Consider the following 26039-nt stretch of genomic DNA (forward strand, 5'->3'; position numbering starts at 1 on the left):
GCCGCTAACCTGCGGCTTTTGTTGTTTCTAGAGCGTTAACTTTACGTTGGTGATTATTTATGAACCAAACAAGTTATATCGGTCGATTTGCACCAAGTCCATCTGGGCCACTGCATATGGGCTCATTAGTGACCGCTCTGGGAAGTTTCTTGCAAGCCAAAGTGAATAACGGCAAGTGGCTACTACGCATTGACGATATTGATCCGCCAAGAATCATGGCTGGCGCAATAGAAAGTATTCAGTTGACGTTAAAGGCCCATGGTTTGATTTGGGATGACGATGTCATTTTGCAAAGTCAAAACAGCCAATATTACGAACATATTTTATCGCAACTCAATCGCCAAAATTTACTTTATCCTTGTGAATGCACACGAGCGCAAATTAAGGCTATTGGCGAATTCTATAGCGGCACTTGTCGAGATAAAAAACAGATACAAGCCCCATACTCCCTTCGGATAAAAAACCAATTTAACATATCGCAGATAAACGATGTTCGATTAGGTCAACTCGAAGTAAATAGTAACGCAACCCAAGAAGATTTTATTGTTAGGCGCAAAGATGGATTGTACGCCTACCACCTAGCATCTGTGGCTGATGATATAAAATTAGGCATTACCGAAATAGTTAGGGGAGAAGATTTAATAACGGCCACAGCATGCCAGTGGGCGTTATTTAAGACCTTGGGCAAGGCTCTGCCTCAATGTTTGCATTTACCATTGGTCAGGTCAGCTGACGGGCGCAAATTCAGTAAACAAAATCATGCGCCGGCATTGAACCTTAATAAAACAGAAGAAAACCTCATCGTCGCCCTGGATCATCTTAATTTACCTGTCCCTAAACATATACCACAACAGACTCAGGCTATTTTAGATTGGGCAATTCAAGCTTGGGCTGACTCGACTCCATAAGTTGATAGAAGGCGCTAGTCACCCCGTTAGTCCAACCGAATCCATGCTGTACCTCGTACTCACCACCTTGCGCAACATGGTCAATTTCTTTGACGTTATATTTTTCCATTAAACTTCCATGGGCCTGAAAATAATGTTCTACGTTAGCGAGCCAGTTTTGCATGATCCGTGTCGCCAATTCATTCTGTTGGTATTGCTGTAACCCTTTAACAGCAAACCAATGTAATGGCGCCCAACCGTTTGGTGCGTCCCATTGCTGGCTACTTTGACACAAAGTGGTAAGCAAACCTCCAGCACATAGAAATTCGTTTTCCAATCGACTGGCTACGGCTTCGGCCTGTTCATGATTGGCAAGGTTAACGAATAGAGGCAACACACCGGCAAGAGACATCACCGCAGATTGACTGGTTGTTTTCAGATTAAAATCCCGATAGAAGTTATCTGTAGAATCCCAAAAGTAAGATTGTATGGTTACTTTACGAGTTTCCGATTTTTGCTGGTAAAGCTGACTTTTATTTTTTTGCCCTAACAAGTCCCAATACTGACTCAATAACACTTCAAGCTGATACAGCAAACAATTGAGATCAACAGGGATAATATCGGTAGTTTGGATACTTTGCAGATCTTCTGGATCCGCCAACCAGCGCGAACTGAAATCCCAACCTGATTCACATGCAGCACGAATATGCCGATAGAAAGTGGATTTTTCATGGTCTTTTTTATGCTCAGCAGAATCTATATCCTCAGCATAAGATTCAGGTCGAGGACAAGCTTGCTCATCCCAATAGCGATTCAAAATCCCGCCATTTGGCATTCTGACTGAACGACTATGAGTTTGAAAAGGTTCACTCAACTGTTCAGCACCCGCCATCCAAAACGCATATTCAGAATCCATGGCTTCTACGCATTCCTTGAGAAAGTCTAGATCCTTATAGTTGCCCTCAGACCTGAACAGCATGTCTACCATTAAGCCCAATACTGGCGGTTGGGAGCGACTAAAATAATAACTGCGATTACCATTGGGAATACAGCCAATATCTTTCTGCAATTGAATAAAATTTAACACCATCGATTTGACTAATTCTTTGCGTCCAGAATTGAGCAAACCTAAAGAAGTGAAATAACTATCCCAATAATATATTTCCCTAAATCGACCGCCCGGCACCAAGTAAGGAAATCGCAGTGGCAAAAGAGAATCTTTGCTGTCGGCATCTGGCTGCTTTTGTAAAAGTGACCATAAAGCTTCAATGTGTTCAGCAACGGTTTGATAACGAACATTTTCGGCCAGCTTTATCGGTTCGGGAAAGCTAAAATATTGCTCAACAAACTCTGCCAATTTGAAATGACCAGATGCTGATTGCTGTTCATATTGTTGGTAAATTTCATCCCAATCGGTTTTAGGCGTGGCATCTGCAAAGTGTTTACTGTCGGTAAACAGACCCGATGTTTGGACCTGATCAAATAATGCGCTGCTGAAAAAAGCCAAGCTTTGCTCAAAATTACCAGCGGTTTGACGTCCTATTAAAGTGCTCATGCGGCCTCTTCTATGTCGCGGCTTGAGAAAGGTGAAATTCGACCAGTTGAGCGTTTGAATAAAAATAGCGTGATTGCAATCAGCGCCATCGGTATCAAAGATAAATAAAACGCCCGTTGACCACCAAAAGACTCAAATACAATGCCGGTAATTATCGACCCTGTTGTTCCCCCAAGGGCGGAAAAGACCACGATTAATCCGGTCATGGGCGCATGCAGTGCTTTTTCTAGCGAACTTAACATCACTGAATTGATAACCGGATAAATAGGTGCCATCAGTAACCCCACAAGAGGTAATAAGTAGGCAGCGAGTGGTGCATCAAAGACGCTGGAGATAGTGCTGATTTGGCCAGCATTTTGAACTGTATTGGCCATCGGCAGACACAACAACATCAATATGGCCATAAAAATTAAACAGATATTCAAAAACTTGTACCAATTCATGAAACGCAAAACTTGTCCTGCCAATAAACGTCCTATGGCGATAGCAGCGGCAAAAATACTGGTAATCTGAATACTGACATCTAAAGGTAAGTGCAATATTTCGTTGTTAAATGTAGGTAACCAAGTACCTATCCCCTGTTCAATTAAAACGTAAAAGAAAATGGATAACACAAATACCAAAACCAGAGGTCGGTAGGTGAGCTTAATCATCTCCATAAAATCGTCGATCAGGGGTCTAGTAAGTTCAGCTTTTGGCGCTTTTTTTATCGGTGAAAAAAGCACGGCTAATGCGGTTAAAACAGTGAATCCAGCAAGCCAATAATACACTTCCATCCAACGTAAAGAATGGGGAGCTTCTGCATCGATAAATCCGCTAAATAACCAGTAACCTGACAACACCCCCAACATAAAAATACCTTCAATGGTATTCAGCAGTGATGCATGGCTTTTAGTATCATCTGACAACTGACCGACGATGCTATAAACCGAAACTTTAATTAGCGCGAAAGCCGTTCCGATACAGGCAAATAAAATTTGGATCATCATAAAGTCGGCAAACAACGGAGTGAGCGCACAGACCGCAGCAACCAATATTAAGGCTGCCATCATCGCCAGTTTGTAACCCACTCTAGGCACAAACGCTGCAATGGCAAAAGACACAAAGGCAATAGAAAGATCCTTGAATCCTTCTAAAGAACTGGCGATGGGCTTGCTGATATCGAAACTATTAATCGATTGTAGAATGACCGTCCCTACACTATTGAGCAAGATAGCAAAAATAAAATAACAAGCCGCAATGGCAAATATGGTCATAAATCTGGGCATTGAAATCACCATTAATGGCTATAATTTTGCTCCAAGTTAAGCAATTGATTAACTTCGAGCACTGTTGTGAAATAACGGATATTAGCGATACTCGATTACACCTAAATAACCTCATTAGTCATCTTCTAACATGCTCGATGAAGTGTCATTAACTCAATAAGTGACGCTAATCTTTGTTAAACATATGTAAAAATGCAATCGATTGCAATTATTTTTTATTCGGGTCTATAATCAGCCTAGATAAAAATAAAATGGTGCGTAGCCGATGTTAAGTCGATTCGGAATGTTGGATGAATTCAGGTAATGATATTTTGCATCATTTAACCTGCAAGCTAACATCAATAGGGTGTACAATAGTGAATAGTATCAAAGCATTAAGAGTTTTCCTCTCTACTGAAATATCTATTTCGATGGAATTGCCATGAACTGCAGTATTTGGAGATAGTCATGACAAAAAAAGTTCGTTCGCTTTCCGATTTAGCAAAACTCGCTGGGGTTTCAGGTTCAACTGCTTCTAGGGCGCTGAATAACAATAAGTTAATTAGTGCAAAAACCCGCGAGAAAATACAAAAGCTCGCGGCAGCTCACGATTTTAAGATTAATACCGCGGCCCGAAACTTCCGATTGAAAACCTCTAACACCATTGCCGTTGTGATTATTAAAAGCTCCGAACATGATCAATCTTTTACTGACCCCTTTGTATTGAATATCGTTGGCATAATTGCCGATGAGCTAAGTCGTCATAAATACGATCTGTTATTGGTGTCCCACAATATTGCTCAAACCAGTTCTCTAGATGATTATTTTACGATGAACCGCGCTGACGGACTGATTGTGTTTGGTCAGGGTGACGATATGGATGCATTTGATAAACTAATAAATCATCAAAAGCCGATAGTGGTTTGGGGTGGTCAATCAAAGAACAGCGACTATGTGACTGTTGGTACTGACAATTTCATGGGTGGGGAACTGGCTACTCAACATTTAGTCAAACAAGGATGTCAGAATATTGTCTTTTGTGGCATGCGTTCCTTTGAAACAGGTTTGCGTTTTGCAGGTTATCAACAGGTTTTGAAAAATGCACAATTGCAACAACCCAATCCGTTAGACATCCACTTTACCTTTGAAGATGCCTACAAAGTAACCTTAGCCTTATTGAAAAATAATCAGTTTAATTACGACGGTATAGTCGCGGCCAGTGATTCAATAGCCTTAGGTATGATGCGAGCATTGAACGAACAAGGAGTTAGTGTCCCCGAGCAAGTGGCAATAGTGGGATATGATGACATTTCAGTGTGTGCATTCACACAACCTTCACTAAGTTCGATTCATCAAGACACCCAAAAAGGTGGGGAAGCTTTGGTCTCTGCTTTACTGGATTTACTCAACAAAAAGCCTGTTGACTCTGTGGTGCTAGATACCCAATTAATGATAAGAGATTCTAGTTGTCGTAAATTAAACTAGACATAATTTAGATGTATTAGTTGTATTCACAGCCAATTTACTGGCAACTAGCTATATCAACAGATAGAAAATACTCTTCATCCAGTATATCATTGCGCGCCATTAAAATTATTTGTGTTATCAGGAGCCAACGCATCATTTCTCGAGTGATCAAAAAGGTCAAAAATGCTTTGACAAAAAACGCTGACGAATACCATTCGGATTTACTCAATCCGAAGGTTATCACTCGCGGTGAGCATGGCATTTCTAGAAAAGGTATCAGTGATAATGCCCTGAAAGTATTGTACCGCCTAAATGGCGCTGGATTCGACGCATACTTAGTAGGCGGCTGTGTACGTGATCTTATTATGGGACTGCAGCCAAAAGATTTTGATGTCGTTACCAATGCCACTCCTGATGAAGTCAAAGCGCTATTTAGAAACTGTCGTTTAATTGGCCGCCGATTTCGTTTAGCCCATGTCGTTTTTGGTCGTGAAATTATTGAAGTAGCCACATTTAGAGGCCATCACCAAAACTCGGATGACGAAAAAGGCAAAAAACCTGCAGAGGTGCTAGGCAAACAAAGTCAAGAAGGTCAAATTCTCAGAGACAACGTTTTTGGCAGTATTGAAGAAGATGCAGAACGTCGCGATTTCACAGTAAACGCGATGTATTACCGCGTCACCGACTTTACGGTGACCGACTTTGCCAATGGCATGCAAGCAATCAAAGACAAACGTTTAGAGCTGATTGGTGACCCTGAAACTCGTTATCGTGAAGATCCGGTTAGAATGTTAAGGGCAGTGCGATTTGCAGCCAAACTGAATATGCAAATCAGCCAAGAATCTGCCGCTGCAATTCATCAATTAGGCAGTTTATTAAACAACATTCCGCCTGCTCGCCTGTTTGAAGAAGTCATTAAACTGTTTATTTCCGGACAAGGTTTAAGAACCTTTGAATTAATGCAGGAATATGATCTTATCCAACCGTTATTTCCACAATTAGCGCCCTTGCTAAAAGGCAGCGACAGTCGTGAAAATCAGTTTATTAGAAAAATGCTGATGAATACTGATAACCGGATTAATACCGGTCAAAGAGTAACCCCCGCATTCATGTATGCCGCATTTTTATGGTATCCAATTGAAGAACACTGTCAAAAGCTCATGGACGAAGCAGGTTTGAATCATTTCGATGCATTCAATATCGCGGTCAACGATGTGCTTCACCGACAAATACAACGCATTATGATCCCCAAACGTTTTTCCAGCATGATGCGAGAAATTTGGCTTTTACAATTGCGTTTACCAAAGCGTTTCGGCCGCAGAGCCTATCAAATGTTAGAACATGCCCGTTTCCGTGCAGCCTATGACTTTTTGCTGATTCGTGGACAAATTGAAGGGGGTAAACTGCTTGAGTTAGCTGATTGGTGGACTGAGTTTCAAGAGGTTAGCCCAGATAAACGCAAACAAATGTTAGTTAAACTCCGAGAAGCTGAAGGCGGGCCCGCTCGTCGCACTCGCCGCCGTCCCAAAAGTAAGAAACCCAGCGCCTCCTAATGCAACCCGTAATTAGTTACATAGGTTTGGGTAGCAATTTAGCCGAGCCTGATCAGCAACTGCAACAGGCGTTGCGTGCAATTGACGGTCTCAAAGACACGCACATAAAACAATGCTCAAGTTTTTATGCTAGCAAACCTATGGGCCCGCAAGATCAACCTGATTATGTGAATGCTGTGGTATCAATAGCAACACGATTAGCGCCTTCGGAATTACTCTCCAGCTTACAAACAATTGAACTGACCCATGGCAGACAGCGGAAATCCGAACGCTGGGGACCTAGAACCCTAGATTTAGATATTATTTTGTATGGCAATGAACAAATTCGAAGCGATGATTTAGTCGTGCCCCATTACGGTATGAAAACACGGGAATTTGTACTATACCCGTTACGTGAGATAGCTCCTGAACTCGTGTTACCATGTGGTGACTCTTTAGTTTCTATACTAAAAAGCGTACCTGAAAATGGGCTCGAAGTAATCAGAACAAATGTGACATGGAAATAATCAAAAGTGAGCAACCATCTAATTTTGTTGCACTTTTCAGTTAGCAGAGGTGATTATTATGACTAAGAAAGTAACTACGTCAAGCTTGTTTAAAATGAAACAAGAGAAACAAAAAATCACAGCGCTAACCGCTTATGATGCCAGCTTCGCCAAGCTATTTGACGAGCAAGGTGTTGATGTGATTTTGATCGGTGATTCACTGGGCATGGTGCTGCAAGGCTGCGACGATACCCTATCTGTTACCATAGATGATATCGCTTACCACACGAGATCCGTTCGTAAAGGAACAAGTCGTGCTTTTGTGGTGGCCGACATGCCATTCATGACATATGCAACGCCAGAACAAACCTATGCCAATGCTGCCACTCTAATGGCCGCTGGCGCTAGCATGGTTAAAGTAGAAGGCGGAGACTGGCTGATTGATACCATTAAGGGGCTAAACTTGCGTGGCGTGCCTGTGTGTGGCCATTTAGGCCTTACTCCACAGTCAGTGCACGTTTTTGGTGGATTTAAAGTCCAAGGTCGTGGCGACTTGCAAGCAGAACGATTGTTCGAACAAGCTGAAGCATTGGCACAAGCCGGTGTTCAGATGTTGGTTTTAGAGTGTGTCCCAGCTCCTTTAGCTGAGAAAATTAGCAAGGCAATTAATATTCCTGTAATTGGTATAGGCGCCGGCGCGCATACCGATGGTCAAATCTTAGTAATGCACGACATGTTTGGCATTAGTGCCAATTACATGCCCAAGTTTTCTAAAAACTATTTAGAAATCACCGGGGATATGCGCGAAGCAGTTAAGGCCTATATTGAAGAAGTGCAAAATGGCGTTTTTCCAAGCGCAGAACATAGCTTTAACTAATAGCTAAGAATATATAGGACACATTATGCAGCAAATTAGTGATATAACACCGCTTAGAGAAATACGCAGAAAATGGCAAAACGATGGTAAAACCATTGCGTTTGTCCCCACCATGGGAAATTTACATAAAGGGCACTTACACCTTGTCGAGCAAGCCAAAAAGCATGCAGACATAGTGGTAGTGTCTATTTTTGTCAATCCATTACAATTTGGACCTGATGAAGACTTGGCCGCATACCCACGCACTATGCAACAAGATATGGCCGCATTAGAAGCCTTAGGGGTAGATGTCCTTTTCACCCCAAAAGCAGAAGATATTTACTCTCGAGGTTTGGAAAAGCAGACTTTTGTAGAAGTGCCCGGCTTGTCCTATATGATTTGTGGAGCGAGTCGTCCCGGCCATTTTCGTGGTGTGGCCACCATAGTGTGTAAATTGTTTAATATGGTACAACCAAACATGGCGTTTTTTGGTGAGAAAGACTTTCAGCAATTACAGGTGATTAAAGCCATGGTCACTGACTTATCAATGAACCTACAAATCTACGGTGTACCAACGGTTAGAGAGGATGATGGCTTAGCAATGTCGTCACGCAACAACTATCTAACTGAGTCTGAACGAGCAAAAGCCCCAGCACTATATAGTTGCTTACAGAAATTGAGTGAAAACATTCAACTCGGGCGACGAGATTTCAGTAATTTGATTCAGCAGTACACTGAAGAACTTAACAATGCAGGATTGAAAGTAGATTATATTGATATTCGTTCCGTGGAATCATTATTGAGTCCCGGTCATGAAGAGACCGAGTTGGTTATTTTGGCAGCCGCATTTTTAGGAAAAACCCGCCTGATCGATAATATTCAAGTGACACTTGAGTAAAATAGAACTAACCAACAGATCTTTTTGACTGTAAAAGAGCTTGATTCTCAAGCTCTTTCCAAGTTTCTGTACGCTTCGCAATATCCAACTGTTCTTCTAATATATTTACCAGATCTTGGTCAGTGGTTAACGGGTTAGCTAATACTACGCGAAATACGGTGAGAAGCTTGGTACCGTAATTTTCAACCGTTAAGCGTGTTCGAGAAACAAAGGATTTACCCGCTTCACGCTGTTGCTTTTGAACTGTGACATTTAATCTGTCCAACATTTCACTTTCGATATCACCATGAGCGTTCACCATGGCTGGTTTTACCCGATAAGTTAAAAGTGACAGAGTAGGTGCAGTAATCAACTCAAAATTATCATGTTGGTCAATCAGAGAGGCAAAACGTTGGGCTTTTTCGATACTTTGGTCAATGAGTAACTCATATCCCTCACGACCGAATATATTAAACGCCGAGTAAACCATCATTGCCATGCCGTTACGCGAACCTTCTAATGTGGTCGCACCTAAATCTTTAGAGCCGGCTCGTAAAATATATTGTGCGTGATGTCGCACCGCATTACTGTCTTCAGGATTTTTAAACACCACAACACCTGCCCCCATAGGAACATACATTTGTTTGTGAGCATCAAGGGTGACTGAGTCTGCTTTGTGTATACCTTTGAGTTTCATTTTATTGCGGTTGGAGAATAAGGTTGCTCCTCCCCAGGCGGCATCCACATGGAAGTGACAGTTTAATTCTTTGGCGACATCGGCCAATTCATCTAGGGGATCAACGTGGCCTGTTTCTGTGGTGCCCGCAATCCCAACAATGGCTAATAATTTGTTTCCACGCTGTTCAAACTGTCGTCCTACTTTCAATGCGTCTTCAGGGGATAAACGTTGACTTTGGCTATCGACGGTCAGCATTTGCTCACGTCCTAAACCTAGAATATCTACGGCTTTAGAAAGTGAGTAGTGTCCTCGCTTGGAAGAGAGAATCCCCATATTGGCATAGCCATAATGTTTTAAACCCGCGGCTAAGCCTTGTTTTGCAACGCCTCGAAAATTTCCGTCGGCAGCTAACGCTTTGTTACGAGCGACCCAGAGCGCGGTAATATTGGCAATGGTTCCACCTGAGCAAAATGCGCCAAGAGAATGTTTTGCACTGTGCAAATGGGTTTTATAAAAAGATTCTGACTCGTTATAAACCAATTCATGCAACATGCCGACAACTTGACGCTCCAAAGGCGTAAACGCTTTGGAAGTTTCAATTTTTACTAAGTTTTGATTCAACCCCACCAGCAGCTTTGCTAAAGGTAAGTGGAAGTACGGCAAAGCAGACGTCATATGCCCAATGAACGTTGGAGCATAAGTATTCACTGAATTGGCGACAACTTTTTCTAACAGCACCTCTGCATGTTTAGAGACAAATTCAGGGGATTCAGGCACTTTGTATTCCTGAAAATTTTGCTCAATATCTTCAAGAGATTTCGCGGTAGTTACAACATGTTGGGAAAGAAAATCCGACAGATTATCTGACAAATGCTCTTCTATTTGCGCGAGTTTGGAATCTTTACCTTCAGGCTTGGTAAATACACGGAACATATGCTCCAAACTGGCAGTCGCTTTACCCACTCGTTGTAACCTCATATGAAAACTTTCAGACGCGGACTTTAGCGCAAATCTGCCACTTCGCCAAATATAAAGCATCCTAAGTTAATAAAAAGTACAGTTTTTTAACAAATCTCAGGAAGTTTCATTTTCTGAACGGAAAAAGTGGTGCTATTGTTGTAATTCCGAGCAAGCCTTATTTATTGATTAAAATAAACCGACGCTCAGAAGTCATAATGCTGTAACGAGGACAATTATGCACATACAAGAAGTCACGGATAATTTTAGTCTGGATAGAATAGTTCCTTTTTTCCAACCTATAATGGACATATCTCAAGAAACGGTTTGGCGTTTTGAATGCCTAGCCAGATTAGTCACTCCAAGTGAACAAACCTTTCTGCCAAGTGAGTTCTTACATGTTATTGAACAACAAGAGTCCGTTGTACAATTGACTGAAACGATTTTGAATCGTAGTGCAAACTATTTTAGAGATCTGAACGCGGCATGGAACATCAATATCAACAAACAAGATATGCTCAATCCAGATTTATTCAATACACTATCAGAAGCGCTTCACGACTACCCTAATCCTAAACGGGTTGGCTTGGAGTTAACGGCTGCTGTAGTGCTTGAAAATATAGATGATTTCCAGTCTTTCGCTGCCCAGTGTCGCAGGTTAGATATCGCCATATACATCGATCATTTTGGTGCTACACCAGGCAATATCAACAGCATCTTAAATCTGCCGGTTAACGGTATAAAGATAGCTGGCGGACTGATTTCTCAGTTAATGGAAAATCAACAAACCTATGAATTTGTAGAACACTTTACGGGTCTGGCAAAAGAGAAAGAAATAAGTGTTGTAGCAGTGCATGTGGAAACTTGGGCAACCTTAGAAAAATTAAAAGAATTAGGCATTCGATATGCCCAAGGCTACTATTTTAGCGTTCCAAAACCGAATTGTTAGACTGAGGTTTATCCGCTTAAAATCAACAAACAGCGCCGCGAACTAAATAACGCGGCAGCCTAATCAATTACAGGTGACTAACAACCTGCCAACTTTGTTGCCCACTGGCCCAATATTTTCGCTCAAACGGGGTTTGTGGCTCAGCGCTATGATAAGGACTCACAGCGGCCGACTTACCCGCAGTATTTAACGCAACCGCAAACTCTTGGATGTAAATTTGCCAATTACTTCTCACCTCTAATATTCCACCCAGTCCAACTATGTCTTTAAATGCAGCGCAGGCATGCCACCTTCGCTGCACCTGAGATGATTTGGGGTAGGGGTTGGGATACAGTAAAAAATGATGGCTCAATTGCCATTGGGCAGAATTAGCCAAGCGCCAAAAGTCATTCACATCCGCACGTACTACTAAATAATTAGGCGCTTTATCGCTGTAATGAACATGTTTATTGGTACGCAATTCAGACTTATCAATTCCCACCACTAACGCATCCGGAAACTGCGCGGCAATGTGCGATGTGCTTTCACCAACACCGCAACAAGAATCAAAAATCAAAGGCTTTCGCAATTCAGGGTCCACTTGCAAACGCCACTTTTTCACATCTTCGAACGCATCCAAAGTATGCTGATTAAAGGGTTTTTGACTAGTGTTGGCTAGATGTCGACGCACCAACTCAGACACTTTTTCATGGGGTCCAAGCTGGTTGCTAGTAATACTTCGCGAATTACCTGTATGCATAATAACTGTATCTTTAACCTTGCTTTAGATTTAACTTCGAATGCCGACACCGCGATTAATTAGTTGATATGCAATGGTGAATAACAACAAGTTAAAACCGACTAACAAGCCTAACGATAACATATAGTCGACATCTGAAACGCCGAGAAAACCGTACCTAAATCCATTAACCATATACACGATTGGGTTGGCTTTACTCACCCACTGCCAAAATTCTGGTAGCAAGGTTAGCGAATAAAAAACACCACCTAAGTAAGTTAATGGGGTAAGAACAAAGGTTGGTACCATACTGATATCGTCGAATGTTTTAGCGTAAACAGCATTAATTAAGCCTGCAGTGGCAAACAAAGAGGATGTCAGAATAAGAGTAACGATGATTATCGCTAAATTGTGGATTTGAATATCCACAAAGAACATCGAGACCGTAGTGACAATAATACCAATCAGTATTGCCCGCGCCACACCGCCACCAACAAACCCTAGAACAATAATCCAACTAGGCACCGGCGCTACCAGTAACTCTTCAATATTACGTTGAAATTTGGCACTAAAAAACGAGGAACTCACATTCGCATAAGAGTTGGTGATCACCGACATCATAATTAGACCCGGTACAATAAACTCCATATACGAAAAACCACCCATTTGGCCAATACGCGAGCCAATCAAGCTTCCAAAGATAACGAAGTACAAAGACATGGTAATCGCTGGCGGTACTAGGGTTTGAATCCAGATCCGCAAAAAGCGAGTACATTCTTTAATCCAGATAGTGCGTAAGGCTGTGAAATTGCGATTTGCCATTATGCTGCTCCTGCCTGTTCTTTTCTGCCTTTTTCGACCATTCTGACGAATAACTCTTCTAATCGGTTGGCTTTGTTGCGCATACTCAAAACTGTTACTCCTTGGTCAGTCAACTGACGGAATACATCGTTCAAACCAACGTCTTTGTCTACATCCACTTCAAGTGTATGGTCGTCAATATTGCGAAACGCAAAACCTTGTAAAGTGGGTGGTTTTGATTGAACAGGTAAATCCAGTACAAAGGTTTCCATACTCAATTTAGATAAAAGAGCCTTCATACTGGTATTTTCAACAATAATGCCTTTATCAATGATGGCAATATTGCGACACAGCATCTCCGCTTCTTCTAAATAATGAGTGGTTAAAATGATGGTGATACCTTGCTCGTTAATTTCTTTTAGAAAGGTCCACATTGAACGGCGAATCTCAATATCAACGCCGGCTGTGGGTTCATCAAGAATCAACATTTTGGGTTCGTGCATCAATGCCCGCGCAATCATTAAACGACGTTTCATACCGCCAGAAAGCTCTCTTGCCGGCTCATTGCGCTTTTCCCATAAATCCAATTGCTTAAGGTATTTTTCGGCCCGTTGTTTGGCAATACTACGAGGGACACCATAATATCCGGCCTGATTGACCACAATTTGGTAAAGGGTTTCAAATTGATTGAAGTTAAACTCTTGCGGCACTAGACCTATACAGGATTTGGCTTCAACCAACTCAGTATCGACAGAATGACCAAATACGTTTACCGTTCCAGTAGACTTATTGACTAACGAACTGATCACACCAATGGTGGTAGATTTACCTGCGCCATTTGGGCCTAGTAAAGCAAAAAAATCTCCCTCGGAGACTTGTAAATTGATACCCTTTAAAGCCTGTGTACCACCCTTGTAGGTTTTTGTCAGACCAGAAATGTCTAAGGCTTTCATAGCGCTTCCCATTTAACTTTTTATTTTATTTTGGTGAACCTAAACGCCTGCTAATCGCAAACTTAACGGAGGTTCAATCGATCGAATTTGATATAACCTGAAGGAGAGAGAGTCAGGTCAACTTCGAATATGCTGTCATTTTGCCATATTTCAAGTGTGAATAAACAATTAAAGCGTTTTTTAATGACGCTTTATCGTCACTTTGATGCAAAGGTTTACAGCCTGAAACTACAGGTGTTACCTTACCAAAATCTGCAATATTAACGTATGAATAGGAACAACATGAGTTACGAAGAATACGCAATTGGCGTGCCTGGTCAACCTTGGGGCGATGCTGAAAAAGCGCAATGGTTGAATAACCAACAAGTCAAACGGGAATACAAGGTTGAGGTATTGGCAAAACTAGAAGACTTAAAAGGGTCCTTTAAAGTACTTCAATATGGCGCGCTGCCCTATGACCAAGAGCGTTACCCTCTGTTTGCGATCAAAACTAAAGCGTGGAACGACGACAAACCAAGCATTTTAATTACCGGTGGTGTACATGGTTACGAAACTAGCGGTGTACAAGGAGCGATTCGGTTTGTTAAAAGCAAAGCAAAAGCCTATGAAGAGCACTTTAATTTTGTGGTTTTACCTTGCTTAAGCCCTTGGGGTTATGAAACCATTAATCGCTGGGACCCAAAAGCGATTGATCCAAACCGTTCGTTTTATCCTAATTCACCTGCCCCTGAAGCAGCGCTAGCCATGGATTATGTGCAAGGCTTGCAACTAGACCTGTTAGCCCATTTTGATCTGCACGAAACCACTGACACAGACAACTCTGAATTTCGTCCGGCACTGAGTGCAAGAGATGGTATTCATCAGGATGTGTGGGATATTCCTGATGGATTTTATGGGGTTGGAGACAGCAACAATCCGGCTCCTGAATTTCAAAAAGCGGTGATAGATTCGGTAGAAAAAGTCACTCACATTGCGCCCGCTGATGCCGATGGAAAACTCATTGGAACGCCAATGGAACAACGGGGAGTAATTAATTATGACAAACGTAAACTATTCTTATGTGGTGGCTTTTCGGGCGCTAAGTATGTCACCACTACAGAGGTTTACCCGGACAGCCCGAAAGTCGACGACGAAAACTGTATTCTCGCCCAAGTAGCCGCAATCACCGGTGGTCTAGACTACTTAATCAAGCAAATGTAATCTAGTTCTAGGCATCAATTTTCAAAGCCCGCACCACGTATCGCAGTTCAGGATTAGGTGCGGCGCTGTTGAACGGATAACAGGTAATCAAAGTTAGTTCATCATCGATACCAGACTCGGTTAAATTAATCTGATTTTGATGAGCAATCCGCACTTCCAATACTTCATACTGACTAACGTTATTTACCGTTTCTGTGGTTATTACATCGCCAATTTTAATCTCTTGTAACAACGCGAAGTGGGTATCACGGTGCCCCGTAATGACCGCATTACCCGGCTCCCCAGGAAAAGGCGTACTGCTCATATGACCAGGGCCAAATGCCATCACCCTGCCTGTTGCCCCCGCTAAAACATACAAACTTTGGTCAGCAATATTGAGCTTGGCAACAGGCCAGGTATCAGCCCATGCCCAAGGGGCTATTTTTTCACCGCTGTGTAACGACTCAACCCAAGCATCTTCAATTAAATATTGTGCTAACTGTGCTTTGGCATGGATATAGCCGCTGGATGCAAACAAGTATGCACTCATTACAAAACACAGACTCGCCCATTTATAACGCCAAACGATATTCAGCACTTTTCGTCTTAACGGTGCCTTGTGAAAATGACCATACATAATCCAACCCCCATAAGTAGTAACGCTAACATCCATTGTAATTGGGCCGCTGTTGCGGTTTGCGGTAAGGTACCCAACGTCCTTTTAAGTCCTTTGGGTAAATGCGATTTAAGCTGTGCATCCTTACTTGTATTTTGCGCAGTAGGAGTTACATCCACGGCAACCAAACTGGTCATTTCGCTGACCAAATGATGTGCCATCGCCACTTGTTCAATTTGTTTGTTCATTTCATCGTAATCTTGTCCCAACATTTTATCTCGGCCTAATTGGGCAATCTTGCGCCTCGCCCAAAGCACATTTAAACCGGTTTCGCTGCCGCCATTTTGTAAAGACAAAGCCGTCTGCCAATGTTGATTTTTCAAGGATCCAGTGACAATTAAGTTATCCACAGCTTCAGCCCCACGATAACTCACCATAAGCGGCTCACCTTTATATAAATCGGGTAAGTTACGGGGATAGACCTCAACATTTTGCGAAAAGCTCATCATCAAATCAGTTAACAATGGATGGGTCAATTTCGTAAATAAGTTCTGCATCTGTTGTTGCACTGAATCAGTAGAGCCAATATAGGTAAAGGTACCTTTTCCCATCCGCGCCGCTTCAGTCATAAAAAAGCTATTCGGAGCTGAACCAATCCCAACCGTGAACAACCTGCTTTGTTGCAAATTATCTTGAATGTATTCAAACAAGCTAGCCTCGTTACCCACCGAGCCGTCGGTGATAAAAATAACTTGGCGGATGCGACTTTCAGTTTCTTTAAAAGCAGCGCTTGGACTCTGCTGACCTAACGCCAATTGCAGCGCTGACAACATTTCGGTGCCACCATCGGCGCTCAAATTCGCGACATATTCCACGGCTGCCGATTTACTGTTAGTGTTAGCAACTTTGGGAGTGGCCCACATTTTCCTCGCCGTTGAATCAAACTCAACTAAATTAAAAGTGTCACTTTCTGGCAATTGTTGAATGGCATATATGAGCGCTTGTTTCGCTTGCGGCATTGAGTCTCCTGACATTGAGCCAGATGTATCAATCACAAAGATAACTTCCCTAGGCAAATTCAAGGTTTCAGTATCCCCATCAGGTGGCATCAACATCACCATGCCGTAAATGCCCTCTTCGGTACGCTGCACAAAGTGTGCAGCCTTAGGACTTTGATTAGCTTCTGGCTGCCAACTCAGTACAAAGTCTTGATTGGCTATCATGTTTTGCTGTAAGGATATTTCGTAAACTCCGGCTTTTTTCTCTAATTGATGAATGGGGTGGAATTTGCTTTCAATATTTTGCAACGCAAAGCCTGTATTTAGGGCGATATTGATAGCCACTTTATGCATCAGCTCAGGCTCTTGTGCCTGGTTATTCGAAGGAGGGTTTTCCTTGTAGACTGGCGGTGTCATGCCCCAACCGCTATCAGCAACCGCTTGAGTCCCTGCATCTAGATTCAATTTAGGTAAGTACCTTGGTGTTACCGTTGTTGGAAATCGCAAACTAAAGGTATTGTTTTCATAAGCTACCGCTTGTTGGTATTCAATAGTCACTTTAATCGACTCACCAGGGCCTATATTTGCCACTGAATTCTTAAATAAATTAGGTCGCTGCTGCACCAACAAACTGGCTTTTTTTCCTTCTCGTTTCGCTTGTTCGTATATGGCTTTGGCTTTCTGTTTAGGATGAATCTGCCCCACAATCCGCCGCTCGCCAATTCGCATTTCCAAATGGTCCACTGCGGCGTTCTCGGGTAGCGGGAACACATAAATACCATTCACCCATTCATCACTGATATTAGTAAACGTCTGTGTCACTTTAGCCCGAGCAATTAAGCCGGTAATATTCATGTCTACCCGCGTATCTAAAAGCGGTGACAACAAATACCCTTGCTCTCCCTGTTTTTGTAAAAACAAACTTCCCTGTTCAACTTGTTGATAATCATCTACATACACAGATGAGTTAGCACCATCTACAGATTCATAGGACACATCTATTTTGAACCTAGATTGGCTAGTGGATGGCTCATCGGTACTTTCATCCTTGAAAAAGGGCGTTGCATATTGCACCGCACCTAAGATAAAAAGTAGCGAAAGGACGATGACAAATCTCAGACGCTTAATCACTGTCGCTCTCCTATAGGTTTGATGCAGTCATCGATTGTTGACCTTCAGCAACTCGAATTAGCACTCGACGATCAAAGAAGAAGTCTTCGTTGTTAGCTTCGGCCGAGACTGGCTGCGTTTCACCGAAAGACAAAGTAAGTACTTGCTTATCATCAACCCCCTGAGATAAAAGATAGTCTTTAACACTCACTACGCGCTGTTCAGACAATGCTTGATTGAAAGAGTCATCACCACGGCTGTCAGAAAAGCCCGACAAGCTGACCACTAAATTAGGGTTATTTTTTAATCCTTGTGCAACTAAATCTAACTGCGGTTTAAAGTGCGACTCGAGTACATAGGACGCCGTTCGGAATTGAATATTTGATTCCATTTCTTGCATCACTCGCTCAATCTCATTATCCATGGCAACCAATTGCACTTGGTTTTCTTGTTGCGCCTGTTCATATTGCTGTTGTAACGCGATTAACTGAGCTTCTTGACGAGCAAGTTGTTCTTGTTGTTGCGATAGTTGGGCATAGCTTTTCGTCAATTCGCTTTCACTTGCCTCCAGCGCATTGTCACTGTTTACATCTTCGGCAATCATCACCCCAAAAAGACCACCAACTATTGCACCAACCGGCCCCGCAACCAATGCACCTGCCACCGCACCAGACCCAAAACCAATGGCTCCATTAGTTTGCTCTTCTGTTGTTCTTGATTTGGAAACCCCGTCTGCAGCCAAAACATTTGTCGAAAGACTTAAAGCGATTGCGGTAAGTGGAAATAAAATACGTTTTTTCATAGTTGTTCTCCAAAAGAGTAAGTTGTTTTAGTTTGTGTTGTTTCGATGGAGTCTATTTAAGCGGGACTTTCTGTCATCAAATGCAGGCAAAAATGGCAATGTGGTGAGCAAATGTGGCGAAAAAATGGAAATTGCATTTATTCAGCTAAAAGGCCATGGGCTGAACAAATTTTTGCGATATAGTTGTTATCACTAAACAGAAACAGTTAGAAAAAGCGGTAAATTGATGTCAAAACGTATTGCCATAGTCGAAGATGACCCAGCGATTAGAGATAATTATGCATCGGCGTTGCAAAAACAGGGCTACGAAGTATTTACTTATGCTAGTCGTATTGATGCAGAGCAGGCCTTTATGCAGCGATTACCTGACTTAGCTGTAGTCGATATTGGCTTAAATGAAGAAATAGACGGCGGCTTTATGTTATGTCAGCAACTTCGTTCATTATCGAAAACCCTACCAATCATCTTTTTTACCGCTAGAGACAATGATTACGACACAATTTGTGGTTTACGCATGGGTGCCGACGACTATCTAACCAAAGACATTAGTTTGCCTCATTTACTGGCTCGCATCGCCGCCTTGTTCAGACGCACCGAACTACTCAATCAACCGCAAGTTGCTACTGATTTGATCGAGTCTGGTGCCTTACTAATGGACAGCAATAGAATGACCGTTAGCTGGCACGGTCAATCCATAGAACTAACCGTGACTGAGTTTTGGATGTTACATGCCATTGCCAAATATGCTGGCCATGTGAAAAGTCGCCAACAACTTATGGATGAATCAAAAATGGTCGTTGATGACACTACTATTACTTCGCATATTAAGCGTATACGTAAGAAGTTTATGCAATTAGATGCCGAATTCGATCGCATTGAAACCGTCTACGGCATGGGCTATCGCTGGAAATCTAGTTAGTTTATGAACCGTCTTCGCTTTGGCATCCGCTTAAAACTTTTATTACTGTCGTTATTTCTATTTACCATTCCATGGTTGGGGTATCAGTACGTGTGGGAATTGGAAAGCTACCTGCGCACCGGTCAGGAACAGACAATGGAAGGCACCGCCCGAGCAGTTGCTACAGCGCTACATGAACGACCAACATTATTTGATAGCCAGTCATCTTATTTGCAAGATGTAAAACCCGGAACGGATCTTTACGCCCATAAAATTGTTGATCCAATACAATTAGACGGCCAGCTAGATGATTGGGTTGATTATCGCCACTTATCTTTGCACTACGCAGAAATGCAGTTAATCGAACAAAATGTATTTTATGATCCCGAGAGTTTCTATTTTGAGCACATGGTCGGGCAATATAATAAGTATCTGTATGCCATGTTTGAGGTGGTGGATGATCACTTGGTTTATCGCCCCAAAAATAGTCTTAGAGTCGATAGAAATGACTATTTATTAATAGCGGTAACCGATCCCCAAGGAGAATTCAGACGATATATTGTCGCGCCCCAGCAGTCTGGTTGGGTAAACGCCTATTTACTTGATGAAAACCCTGAATCTTTGCGTCCTCTATCATTGGAAACCGCTATCCAAGGTAACTGGCAGGAAACTGAAAATGGTTACAACATAGAACTGCGTTTTCCATTAGAAATTATGTCCAGCAAAATTGCCTTTGCTATAGCAGATGTGGACGATTTACAAAGCCGAGAACGTAAATATATTATTGGCACTGCCAATCCTAACCAATCCGATTCTTTAGGCACTGTACTAGTTCCCTCCCCTGAAATTGAGAAGATTTTAAAAGGTTTAAAATACTCTAATGCTAGAGTTTGGGTAGTGGATAAACACATGCGTGTGCTCGCCCGCTCGGGTTCGATTCAAGATGCAACTGGCGTGCGAATTGCTCCCAAACCGCGAAAGCGCGATACACTCTGGCATCGAATTGAACAAGATTGGTTATTCCCGCTGTATTATCAAATACTCACAAAACCGCCAGCAGGGTTCGTTGATGAATTGGAAAATGCCTATGCACTGAAAGGCCAAGATTTAGCCAAAGCATTAACGGGTACGGCTAGCTCTCAGTGGCGCTTATCACCGGACAACAAAGCCGTAGTGTTATCTGCAGCCCACCCAATATTTATCGATGAACAAGTGATGGGAGCTGTGGTAGTTGAGCAGACTACCCACGGTATCCGCACCCTAAGAAACCGTGCACTAGAACAGCTATTCCACGTGATAATTGCCGTGGTATTTTTAGGCACCGCAGCGCTGTTTTTATTTGCATCTCGGATCTCGTTTCGGATCAGTAAGCTGCGCAACGAGACTGAATCTGCAATTGACGAAAACGGTAAAATCTTGGGGAATATTCCCCGTTCCAATACCCAAGATGAAATCGGTGATTTATCTCGAACCTTTCACAGCGTTTTAGACAAATTACAACAATATAATCATTATTTGGAAAATATGAGTTCCCGCTTATCCCATGAACTACGCACCCCTGTGGCCATTGTTAAATCGTCATTAGAGAACTTATCCATGGAACAAAATAACGGCAATGACGAACAGGAAAAACAGCAATATATTGAACGTGCACAATCAGGCATTCATCGCCTCAGTAAAATTCTCAGCAACATGAGTGAAGCCACTCGTCTGGAACAAGCGATTCAATACAGTGAAAGAGAAAATTTTGAGTTATCCGAATTACTCATGGGTTGCACAGAAGGTTATCGAATTGCTTATCCACAAAATAAATTTGCTTTAAATACCCACAATTTGATTAAAAATTTAAATGGCTCGCCTGAATTGTTTGCACAAATGCTAGATAAAATAATAGCTAATGCCGTGGAATTTAGCCCTGTACACAACACAATAATGTTATCGTTGATGGAAAAAAATGGCTATATGGAGCTGACCATCGCCAATACTGGGCCCAAATTGCCAGAGAATATGCATGAACAGTTACTCAACTCCATGGTTTCGGTAAGAGATCACCAAGTTAATCACGAAACACACTTAGGCTTAGGCCTTTATATTGCCAAAATCATCGCTGAATATCACAAAGCAAAAATCAATATTCAAAACCGTGAAGACGAAAAAGGTGTGGAAGTGGTTATCCGCCTGTAACAACTGGTTTTAGCCTCAAAGGATATTATCGCTTAACCTAAAACCACTTATGATTCTTGCCTTGCTCAATAAACCACGCCAAGGCTTTAGCTGATTTATGCTTTTCCCATGCCATATACACAGGTACCGCAGGACGGTGCAAAGATGTGGCTTTCGCCACCAAGTCTCCGCTATCCAATTGTGATTTAATTAGATGAAGAGGTAAAAATCCAATACCTAAACCTTGCACTTGTGCATCGCGCTTAGCCATCATATTCTGAACCCTGATCACTTGTTTACTTTCAAATAATCCACTTGAACGTTCTGGCAAATTGCGCGAACTGTCGGCTACAACAATTGCGGGATATTGTTTAATATTCTGGCCTTCTAATATTCCGATAAAATCCGCCAACGGATGCTCTTTAGCCACAACAAACACAAATTCAATTTCGCCTATTTGATGCACAGCATAGGGCCCTTTGGGTAGTTCCCCGGTGACTCCAATTGCCAAGTCACAACGGTTTGAATATAGCGCATCCCACCCACCAGCTAACGCTTCTTCAATTAGCGTAATTTCAACTTGTTTATCTAAACAACAAAACCCTTTAATCAGCTCAATTACGGGTTTATTCGGCATAACTGTATCTTTGGCAATCGTCAGTTGGGTTTCCCAGCCAGACTCCACTTGTTTCACTTTTTCTTCGAGTCGTGCGGCCGCATCAAGAATCCCTTGACCTTCATTCAGCAATATCAGGCCAGCCTGAGTTAAAGTCGCGCGTTTGCCACTGCGATCAAAGAGTTCCACCCCCAGTTCTGACTCCAACTTTTGCATTGTGTAAGTGAGTGCAGACGGCACTTTGAATAATGCTTTGGCCGCTTCAGAAAAACTGCCTTTACGCTCAATTGCGTGCAACACTCTTAGCGATTCCAATGAAATTGCGTGATGCATAGTGTAGGTTCCTTAAACGCAAAAAAGAGCCTGAGGTATTACCTCAAGCTCTGATGTAATTGATCACTCTAGCTCGGCAAATCGAATAACAAAGCCACAAGCTGCTGTTCAGTTGAATTTTCTAACTTCAAGCTTAATTCATCTTCGATTTTCAAACCGTCTCCAACATCAAGTACGTCTGAATTAACCGTTAAACTGCCTTCTACCTGATGAATGTAATACTTACGATCTTCATCAATATCCAGTTCGATAATTTGCCCTGGCGCTAGAATTAATTGGCTTAACGACGCATCTTGTTTAATCGATAATGTGCCATTCTCACCTGTTGGCGTAATAATGGGTGTAATGCCTAATTTCGAACCAAAGTCTTTTTGCTGATAACTAGGCTTGCCGTCAAACTCGTTGGGTTCAATCCATATCTGTAAAAAGGTCAAGGGTTCAGTAGGCGAAGCGTTATATTCACTATGCTGAACTCCTTTTCCAGCTGACATCAACTGAAATTCACCTTTGGGTAAAGATTGTACATTCCCCATACTATCTTTGTGCTCAATCACTCCGTGGGTAACGAAACTAATAATTTCCATATTGCGGTGACCGTGAGTGCCAAATCCAGCGTCAGGCGAAACCTTGTCATCGTTAATCACTCGTAATTTTGAGAACCCCATGTGTTTCGGATCATGATAGGAACCAAACGAAAATGTATGTTTGCTATCAAGCCAACCAAAGTTAGCTTTGCCTCTATCGGCAGCTTTACGTAGCGTCAACATGGCGTACTCCTACAAAGATAACTTGTTAGCAATTAAAACATCCAAACCCAATTTTCCTGAACCGGAAATGGCTAAGGAAACAGACGCTGCCAACAAAGCTAAACCAAACTCATATCCACCGTTGGACATAAACAGACCATTATCAATATGTACTGTAAATATAGCCACTAGCATCGTAATTGCCGTTACTATTGCTGCTGGACGAGTTAACAAACCCATTAGAATAAACAATCCACCAAAGAATTCTCCTGCTCCAGCCAACAACGCCATCAAATAACCAGGCTCTAACCCCAGTGACGACATAAACTGAGCGGTACCTTCTAAACCGTAGCCACCGAACAGACCAAACAACTTCTGGCTACCGTGGGCAATAAAAATTATTCCTACTGGAATTCTTAATGCCAATGGTGAAAACCCTTGATCTGAATTAAAAACTTTCGCTAAAAATGTTCCACTCATAACAACACCCTCAATTTATTTGAAATTAAAATATTTGAAGAAGCCTCTTCAAAATTGTTAATAAAGAGTATATAGACGGAAAAAGAAATTAAAACCGGAACATTTTGATGATTTAGTTCAAATAATTTGAATTAACGATAAGGGATAATTCAGGTTATCAATATCACCCTGAAGACGGGTGCTTTAGTCCTGCGAAAAAACAACCTCCCATGGCCTGAACGCCATGCTACGGGTTTGAATGTGTAGGCGGATGCTTTAGCGCCGCGAAAAAACAACCTCCCATGGCCTGAACGCCATGCCTAGGGGTTTGAATGTGTAGGCGGATGCTTTAGCGCCGCGAAATAACAACCTCCCATGGCCTAAAGGTCATGCTACGGGCAGAAGCCCGTCCTTGGGCTGAAGCTTCCTTGCTCCGTCCATAACCTTTAAGTCAATTTAACGGTTTCCCGCAACAACTGATCAACACCACCATAAACGTTCAAGTTGCTTACTTTTTCTGACACCTTTTCCAGTGACTCTAGCTCTTTCAAGCGCAACAACGTTGGGTTGTTTTCCATCATTTTTGCGGTATTCTGCAAGCTTCTGGTCGCAGCGGTTTCTTCCCGACGCTTGATCACATTGGCCTCAGCGGCTTTTTGTGCTTCCACTACTTGGTTCAAGATTGCCTTGATTTCCCCGGGCAGAATAATATCTTTCACGCCGACTCTTTCAAGTCTTACACCAACCGAATGTAACTCCTGTTCAACCAACGCTTTGACGGTTTGGTTAACGTAAAGCTTGTCTTCAAGCAGTGCGTCCAAGGTTTTAGTTCCAACCACTTCACGCAAGGCTAACTGCAATGATTTGTAGATGTATTCATCCAAATTCTCTACTTGCTCTGCAGCAATAACTGGGTCTAGGGTTTTCACCGTGGCGCTTAAATTCACCCGCACTGTAACCCGATCTTTGGTCAAGATATCCTGCCCAGAAACCTCTTGATTGCGTGAACGCAAATCGAAATTTTTTACCGTAACCGTGTTGCTTAGCTGCCAAAAGCCATAAGTTCCCGCACCCAAAGTACGCATGAATTTGCCGTCCACATACAGCAAGCTGGCATGCTGCGGTTTGACTTCAACCATAGCGACTGGTGCCCGCTTAACGGAGCTTTTGGTGGCAATCAACTTGGTACTATCATTTTTACCTCGATGCTTAATTTCCTCCAACACAGATCTAGCCACTTCAAGATCACCGGTTAGAGCAACTTTGTCTAAACGGAATTCGCCCGCAGATTTCCACAGATGTAGGATCTCACCTGGAGCGACAACACCACAAAGCTGGCCATCGATATATAACAATCCCAGCTCGTCGTTACCTAAGCGCCAAACATGAACTAACTCTGCCACCTCTGGGTATGTTTTAATTAAATAAAACGAATCAGCATCTGAGTAGTACATGCTATTTGCTGCAAACTGTTTCATCGTCAGGGTATTGCTAAAATCCCACAAACGATGCTCCCCAGCAGGCAATACCTGCATGAATTGTTGGTTTCTATACAGAAACGCGATTGTGTTTTCTGCAACAATAAATACTTTTATAAATTTCCCTTGTTTAGTCATTAGAGCTTCTCCTTTTTTTAGTGCCTCAACACACCCTAAGGTGTGTGACATAAGGGGTAAGTAACTTGCGTGAATTGACAACAAACAAGGTTGATTTAGCAGGCGTCGTTTTCTGAACATCCTTGCACTGCATCCATACAGTGCCTACTAAATCAATGTTGCTTGTGTGAGTTCACCACAGTGGTCATTCACTAGCCTTATGTCGGGCTATTACAATGGTTATGGGACTCGAACCCACAGGGCTTTCGCCTTTACCTCTCTTCGTTTAATCATCAATCAAACTATGTCGTTTGAGGTGCTTTCACACCAATTTAAGTGGTGTTCTTGCCGAGATATACACTTTTGGCATTGCCACGTGTATCAGGTTGCCGTTTGAAACAACTCCGCTTCGTTAAAAACAATTGATGTATTACAAGTGCTGTGCCACAAAAATAAAAACTTAGAAATAAAATTTATATCATTGATAAATATAAATTTATTACCACTCCACAACACAACACCTCAAAAGACAACTTCACA

Annotated in this window: 23 protein-coding genes; 10 read left to right on the top strand and 13 right to left on the bottom strand. The window is 42.3% G+C overall.

Translation table 11 applies throughout. The features are described 5' to 3' along the window. Positions 1–59 precede the first annotated feature (59 nt). Positions 60–908, top strand: a complete 849-nt coding sequence (gluQRS, locus tag ABWV72_RS01210; RefSeq protein WP_353368375.1) for a tRNA glutamyl-Q(34) synthetase GluQRS — start codon at positions 60–62, stop codon at positions 906–908. On the opposite strand, the gene treF is transcribed toward gluQRS, so the two are convergent. Next, on the bottom strand, positions 862–2442 hold the full coding sequence (gene treF, locus ABWV72_RS01215) for an alpha,alpha-trehalase TreF (RefSeq protein WP_353368376.1): 1581 nt from the start codon (positions 2440–2442) through the stop codon (positions 862–864). The genes gluQRS and treF overlap by 47 nt on opposite strands. Beyond that, positions 2439–3710, bottom strand: a complete 1272-nt coding sequence (locus tag ABWV72_RS01220; RefSeq protein ID WP_342805440.1) for an MFS transporter — start codon at positions 3708–3710, stop codon at positions 2439–2441. Before ABWV72_RS01220 ends, treF begins: the two co-directional genes overlap by 4 nt. 447 nt (positions 3711–4157) lie before the next feature. Between ABWV72_RS01220 and ABWV72_RS01225 the strand changes: the two genes are divergently transcribed. The 5 genes from ABWV72_RS01225 to panC all read left to right on the top strand — a co-directional run bounded on the left by ABWV72_RS01225 (position 4158) and on the right by panC (position 8948). Then, a complete protein-coding gene (locus ABWV72_RS01225; RefSeq protein ID WP_216049165.1) occupies positions 4158–5174 on the top strand; it encodes a LacI family DNA-binding transcriptional regulator in 1017 nt (338 codons plus the stop codon). A gap of 221 nt (positions 5175–5395) precedes the next feature. Further along, the gene (pcnB, locus tag ABWV72_RS01230; protein WP_342808321.1) at positions 5396–6709 is read left to right on the top strand and encodes a polynucleotide adenylyltransferase PcnB; all 1314 of its coding nucleotides are present in this window, start codon (positions 5396–5398) and stop codon (positions 6707–6709) included. After that, complete coding sequence (gene folK, locus ABWV72_RS01235; RefSeq protein ID WP_342805444.1) at positions 6709–7215, top strand: 2-amino-4-hydroxy-6-hydroxymethyldihydropteridine diphosphokinase; 507 nt, start codon at positions 6709–6711, stop codon at positions 7213–7215. Before pcnB ends, folK begins: the two co-directional genes overlap by 1 nt. A 58-nt stretch (positions 7216–7273) precedes the next feature. Continuing rightward, positions 7274–8071, top strand: a complete 798-nt coding sequence (gene panB / locus ABWV72_RS01240; RefSeq protein WP_216049167.1) for a 3-methyl-2-oxobutanoate hydroxymethyltransferase — start codon at positions 7274–7276, stop codon at positions 8069–8071. 25 nt (positions 8072–8096) lie between these two features. Next, positions 8097–8948, top strand: coding sequence for a pantoate--beta-alanine ligase (gene panC / locus ABWV72_RS01245; protein WP_216049168.1), 852 nt, complete (start codon positions 8097–8099; stop codon positions 8946–8948). Between the two features lie 7 nt (positions 8949–8955). Here panC and panP read toward each other — a convergent pair whose 3' ends face one another. After that, positions 8956–10584 (bottom strand): pyridoxal-dependent aspartate 1-decarboxylase PanP, encoded by a 1629-nt coding sequence (gene panP, locus ABWV72_RS01250; RefSeq protein ID WP_216049169.1) that lies wholly within the window; start codon positions 10582–10584, stop codon positions 8956–8958. A gap of 217 nt (positions 10585–10801) precedes the next feature. On the opposite strand from panP, the gene ABWV72_RS01255 reads away from it, so the two are divergent. Beyond that, complete coding sequence (locus ABWV72_RS01255) at positions 10802–11512, top strand: EAL domain-containing protein (protein WP_216049170.1); 711 nt, start codon at positions 10802–10804, stop codon at positions 11510–11512. A 67-nt stretch (positions 11513–11579) separates the two neighbouring features. On the opposite strand, the gene trmB is transcribed toward ABWV72_RS01255, so the two are convergent. Genes trmB through ABWV72_RS01270 form a run of 3 tightly spaced genes read right to left on the bottom strand, consistent with a single transcriptional unit; the run spans position 11580 to position 13984 of the window. Next, positions 11580–12251, bottom strand: coding sequence for a tRNA (guanine(46)-N(7))-methyltransferase TrmB (gene trmB, locus ABWV72_RS01260; protein ID WP_216049171.1), 672 nt, complete (start codon positions 12249–12251; stop codon positions 11580–11582). 30 nt (positions 12252–12281) lie between these two features. Beyond that, on the bottom strand, positions 12282–13052 hold the full coding sequence (locus ABWV72_RS01265) for an ABC transporter permease (protein ID WP_216049172.1): 771 nt from the start codon (positions 13050–13052) through the stop codon (positions 12282–12284). Next, entirely contained in the window at positions 13052–13984 is a 933-nt protein-coding gene (locus ABWV72_RS01270; RefSeq protein ID WP_342805452.1) for an ABC transporter ATP-binding protein, read from the bottom strand. Before ABWV72_RS01270 ends, ABWV72_RS01265 begins: the two co-directional genes overlap by 1 nt. Before the next feature lie 282 nt (positions 13985–14266). Between ABWV72_RS01270 and ABWV72_RS01275 the strand changes: the two genes are divergently transcribed. Beyond that, positions 14267–15184, top strand: coding sequence for a M14 family metallopeptidase (locus tag ABWV72_RS01275; RefSeq protein WP_342805454.1), 918 nt, complete (start codon positions 14267–14269; stop codon positions 15182–15184). A gap of 7 nt (positions 15185–15191) precedes the next feature. On the opposite strand, the gene ABWV72_RS01280 is transcribed toward ABWV72_RS01275, so the two are convergent. Genes ABWV72_RS01280 through pdsO form a run of 3 tightly spaced genes read right to left on the bottom strand, consistent with a single transcriptional unit; the run spans position 15192 to position 18689 of the window. Next, positions 15192–15800, bottom strand: coding sequence for a class GN sortase (locus ABWV72_RS01280; protein WP_303501868.1), 609 nt, complete (start codon positions 15798–15800; stop codon positions 15192–15194). Beyond that, positions 15770–17908 carry a marine proteobacterial sortase target protein gene (locus ABWV72_RS01285; RefSeq protein WP_353368377.1) on the bottom strand — a complete coding sequence of 713 codons (2139 nt, stop codon included), beginning with the start codon at positions 17906–17908 and terminating at the stop codon, positions 15770–15772. The genes ABWV72_RS01280 and ABWV72_RS01285 overlap by 31 nt, the downstream gene beginning before the upstream one ends. Before the next feature lie 10 nt (positions 17909–17918). Next, positions 17919–18689 carry a sortase-associated OmpA-like protein PdsO gene (pdsO, locus tag ABWV72_RS01290; protein WP_216049177.1) on the bottom strand — a complete coding sequence of 257 codons (771 nt, stop codon included), beginning with the start codon at positions 18687–18689 and terminating at the stop codon, positions 17919–17921. Between the two features lie 226 nt (positions 18690–18915). On the opposite strand from pdsO, the gene pdsR reads away from it, so the two are divergent. Together pdsR and pdsS are read left to right on the top strand one after the other, a co-directional pair. Next, positions 18916–19608 (top strand): proteobacterial dedicated sortase system response regulator, encoded by a 693-nt coding sequence (pdsR, locus tag ABWV72_RS01295; RefSeq protein ID WP_216049178.1) that lies wholly within the window; start codon positions 18916–18918, stop codon positions 19606–19608. A gap of 3 nt (positions 19609–19611) precedes the next feature. Continuing rightward, entirely contained in the window at positions 19612–21771 is a 2160-nt protein-coding gene (gene pdsS / locus ABWV72_RS01300; protein WP_303501864.1) for a proteobacterial dedicated sortase system histidine kinase, read from the top strand. A 37-nt stretch (positions 21772–21808) separates the two neighbouring features. Here pdsS and ABWV72_RS01305 read toward each other — a convergent pair whose 3' ends face one another. The 4 genes from ABWV72_RS01305 to ABWV72_RS01320 form a co-directional block, all read right to left on the bottom strand. Further along, a complete protein-coding gene (locus ABWV72_RS01305) occupies positions 21809–22699 on the bottom strand; it encodes a LysR family transcriptional regulator (protein ID WP_353368378.1) in 891 nt (296 codons plus the stop codon). Positions 22700–22767: 68 nt separating this feature from the next. Further along, positions 22768–23466, bottom strand: coding sequence for a pirin family protein (locus ABWV72_RS01310; protein ID WP_353368379.1), 699 nt, complete (start codon positions 23464–23466; stop codon positions 22768–22770). A 9-nt stretch (positions 23467–23475) separates the two neighbouring features. Continuing rightward, positions 23476–23925: a DoxX family protein gene (locus ABWV72_RS01315; protein WP_353368380.1), complete on the bottom strand. Its 450-nt coding sequence runs from the start codon at positions 23923–23925 to the stop codon at positions 23476–23478. Positions 23926–24350: 425 nt separating this feature from the next. Further along, positions 24351–25520, bottom strand: a complete 1170-nt coding sequence (locus ABWV72_RS01320) for a slipin family protein (protein WP_353368381.1) — start codon at positions 25518–25520, stop codon at positions 24351–24353. Between the last annotated feature and the right edge of the window lie 519 nt (positions 25521–26039).

The organism is Aliiglaciecola sp. NS0011-25, from assembly GCF_040370605.1.
In the GTDB taxonomy this organism is placed as follows: Bacteria; Pseudomonadota; Gammaproteobacteria; order Enterobacterales; family Alteromonadaceae; genus Aliiglaciecola; species Aliiglaciecola lipolytica_A.

What these genes read in the sequence shown, in the direction of transcription:
- folK (WP_342805444.1), top strand. Translation starts at nt 6,709, where the DNA reads ATGCAACCCGTAATTAGTTACATAGGTTTGGGTAGCAATTTAGCCGAG.
- pdsS (WP_303501864.1), top strand. Translation starts at nt 19,612, where the DNA reads ATGAACCGTCTTCGCTTTGGCATCCGCTTAAAACTTTTATTACTGTCG.
- treF (WP_353368376.1), bottom strand. Translation starts at nt 2,442, where the DNA reads ATGAGCACTTTAATAGGACGTCAAACCGCTGGTAATTTTGAGCAAAGC.
- ABWV72_RS01275 (WP_342805454.1), top strand. Translation starts at nt 14,267, where the DNA reads ATGAGTTACGAAGAATACGCAATTGGCGTGCCTGGTCAACCTTGGGGC.
- panC (WP_216049168.1), top strand. Translation starts at nt 8,097, where the DNA reads ATGCAGCAAATTAGTGATATAACACCGCTTAGAGAAATACGCAGAAAA.
- pdsO (WP_216049177.1), bottom strand. Translation starts at nt 18,689, where the DNA reads ATGAAAAAACGTATTTTATTTCCACTTACCGCAATCGCTTTAAGTCTT.
- pdsR (WP_216049178.1), top strand. Translation starts at nt 18,916, where the DNA reads ATGTCAAAACGTATTGCCATAGTCGAAGATGACCCAGCGATTAGAGAT.
- ABWV72_RS01220 (WP_342805440.1), bottom strand. Translation starts at nt 3,710, where the DNA reads ATGCCCAGATTTATGACCATATTTGCCATTGCGGCTTGTTATTTTATT.
- ABWV72_RS01225 (WP_216049165.1), top strand. Translation starts at nt 4,158, where the DNA reads ATGACAAAAAAAGTTCGTTCGCTTTCCGATTTAGCAAAACTCGCTGGG.
- trmB (WP_216049171.1), bottom strand. Translation starts at nt 12,251, where the DNA reads ATGCATACAGGTAATTCGCGAAGTATTACTAGCAACCAGCTTGGACCC.
- ABWV72_RS01305 (WP_353368378.1), bottom strand. Translation starts at nt 22,699, where the DNA reads ATGCATCACGCAATTTCATTGGAATCGCTAAGAGTGTTGCACGCAATT.
- ABWV72_RS01310 (WP_353368379.1), bottom strand. Translation starts at nt 23,466, where the DNA reads ATGTTGACGCTACGTAAAGCTGCCGATAGAGGCAAAGCTAACTTTGGT.
- ABWV72_RS01255 (WP_216049170.1), top strand. Translation starts at nt 10,802, where the DNA reads ATGCACATACAAGAAGTCACGGATAATTTTAGTCTGGATAGAATAGTT.
- panP (WP_216049169.1), bottom strand. Translation starts at nt 10,584, where the DNA reads ATGAGGTTACAACGAGTGGGTAAAGCGACTGCCAGTTTGGAGCATATG.
- ABWV72_RS01320 (WP_353368381.1), bottom strand. Translation starts at nt 25,520, where the DNA reads ATGACTAAACAAGGGAAATTTATAAAAGTATTTATTGTTGCAGAAAAC.
- gluQRS (WP_353368375.1), top strand. Translation starts at nt 60, where the DNA reads ATGAACCAAACAAGTTATATCGGTCGATTTGCACCAAGTCCATCTGGG.
- ABWV72_RS01315 (WP_353368380.1), bottom strand. Translation starts at nt 23,925, where the DNA reads ATGAGTGGAACATTTTTAGCGAAAGTTTTTAATTCAGATCAAGGGTTT.
- ABWV72_RS01280 (WP_303501868.1), bottom strand. Translation starts at nt 15,800, where the DNA reads ATGTATGGTCATTTTCACAAGGCACCGTTAAGACGAAAAGTGCTGAAT.
- ABWV72_RS01270 (WP_342805452.1), bottom strand. Translation starts at nt 13,984, where the DNA reads ATGAAAGCCTTAGACATTTCTGGTCTGACAAAAACCTACAAGGGTGGT.
- ABWV72_RS01265 (WP_216049172.1), bottom strand. Translation starts at nt 13,052, where the DNA reads ATGGCAAATCGCAATTTCACAGCCTTACGCACTATCTGGATTAAAGAA.
- panB (WP_216049167.1), top strand. Translation starts at nt 7,274, where the DNA reads ATGACTAAGAAAGTAACTACGTCAAGCTTGTTTAAAATGAAACAAGAG.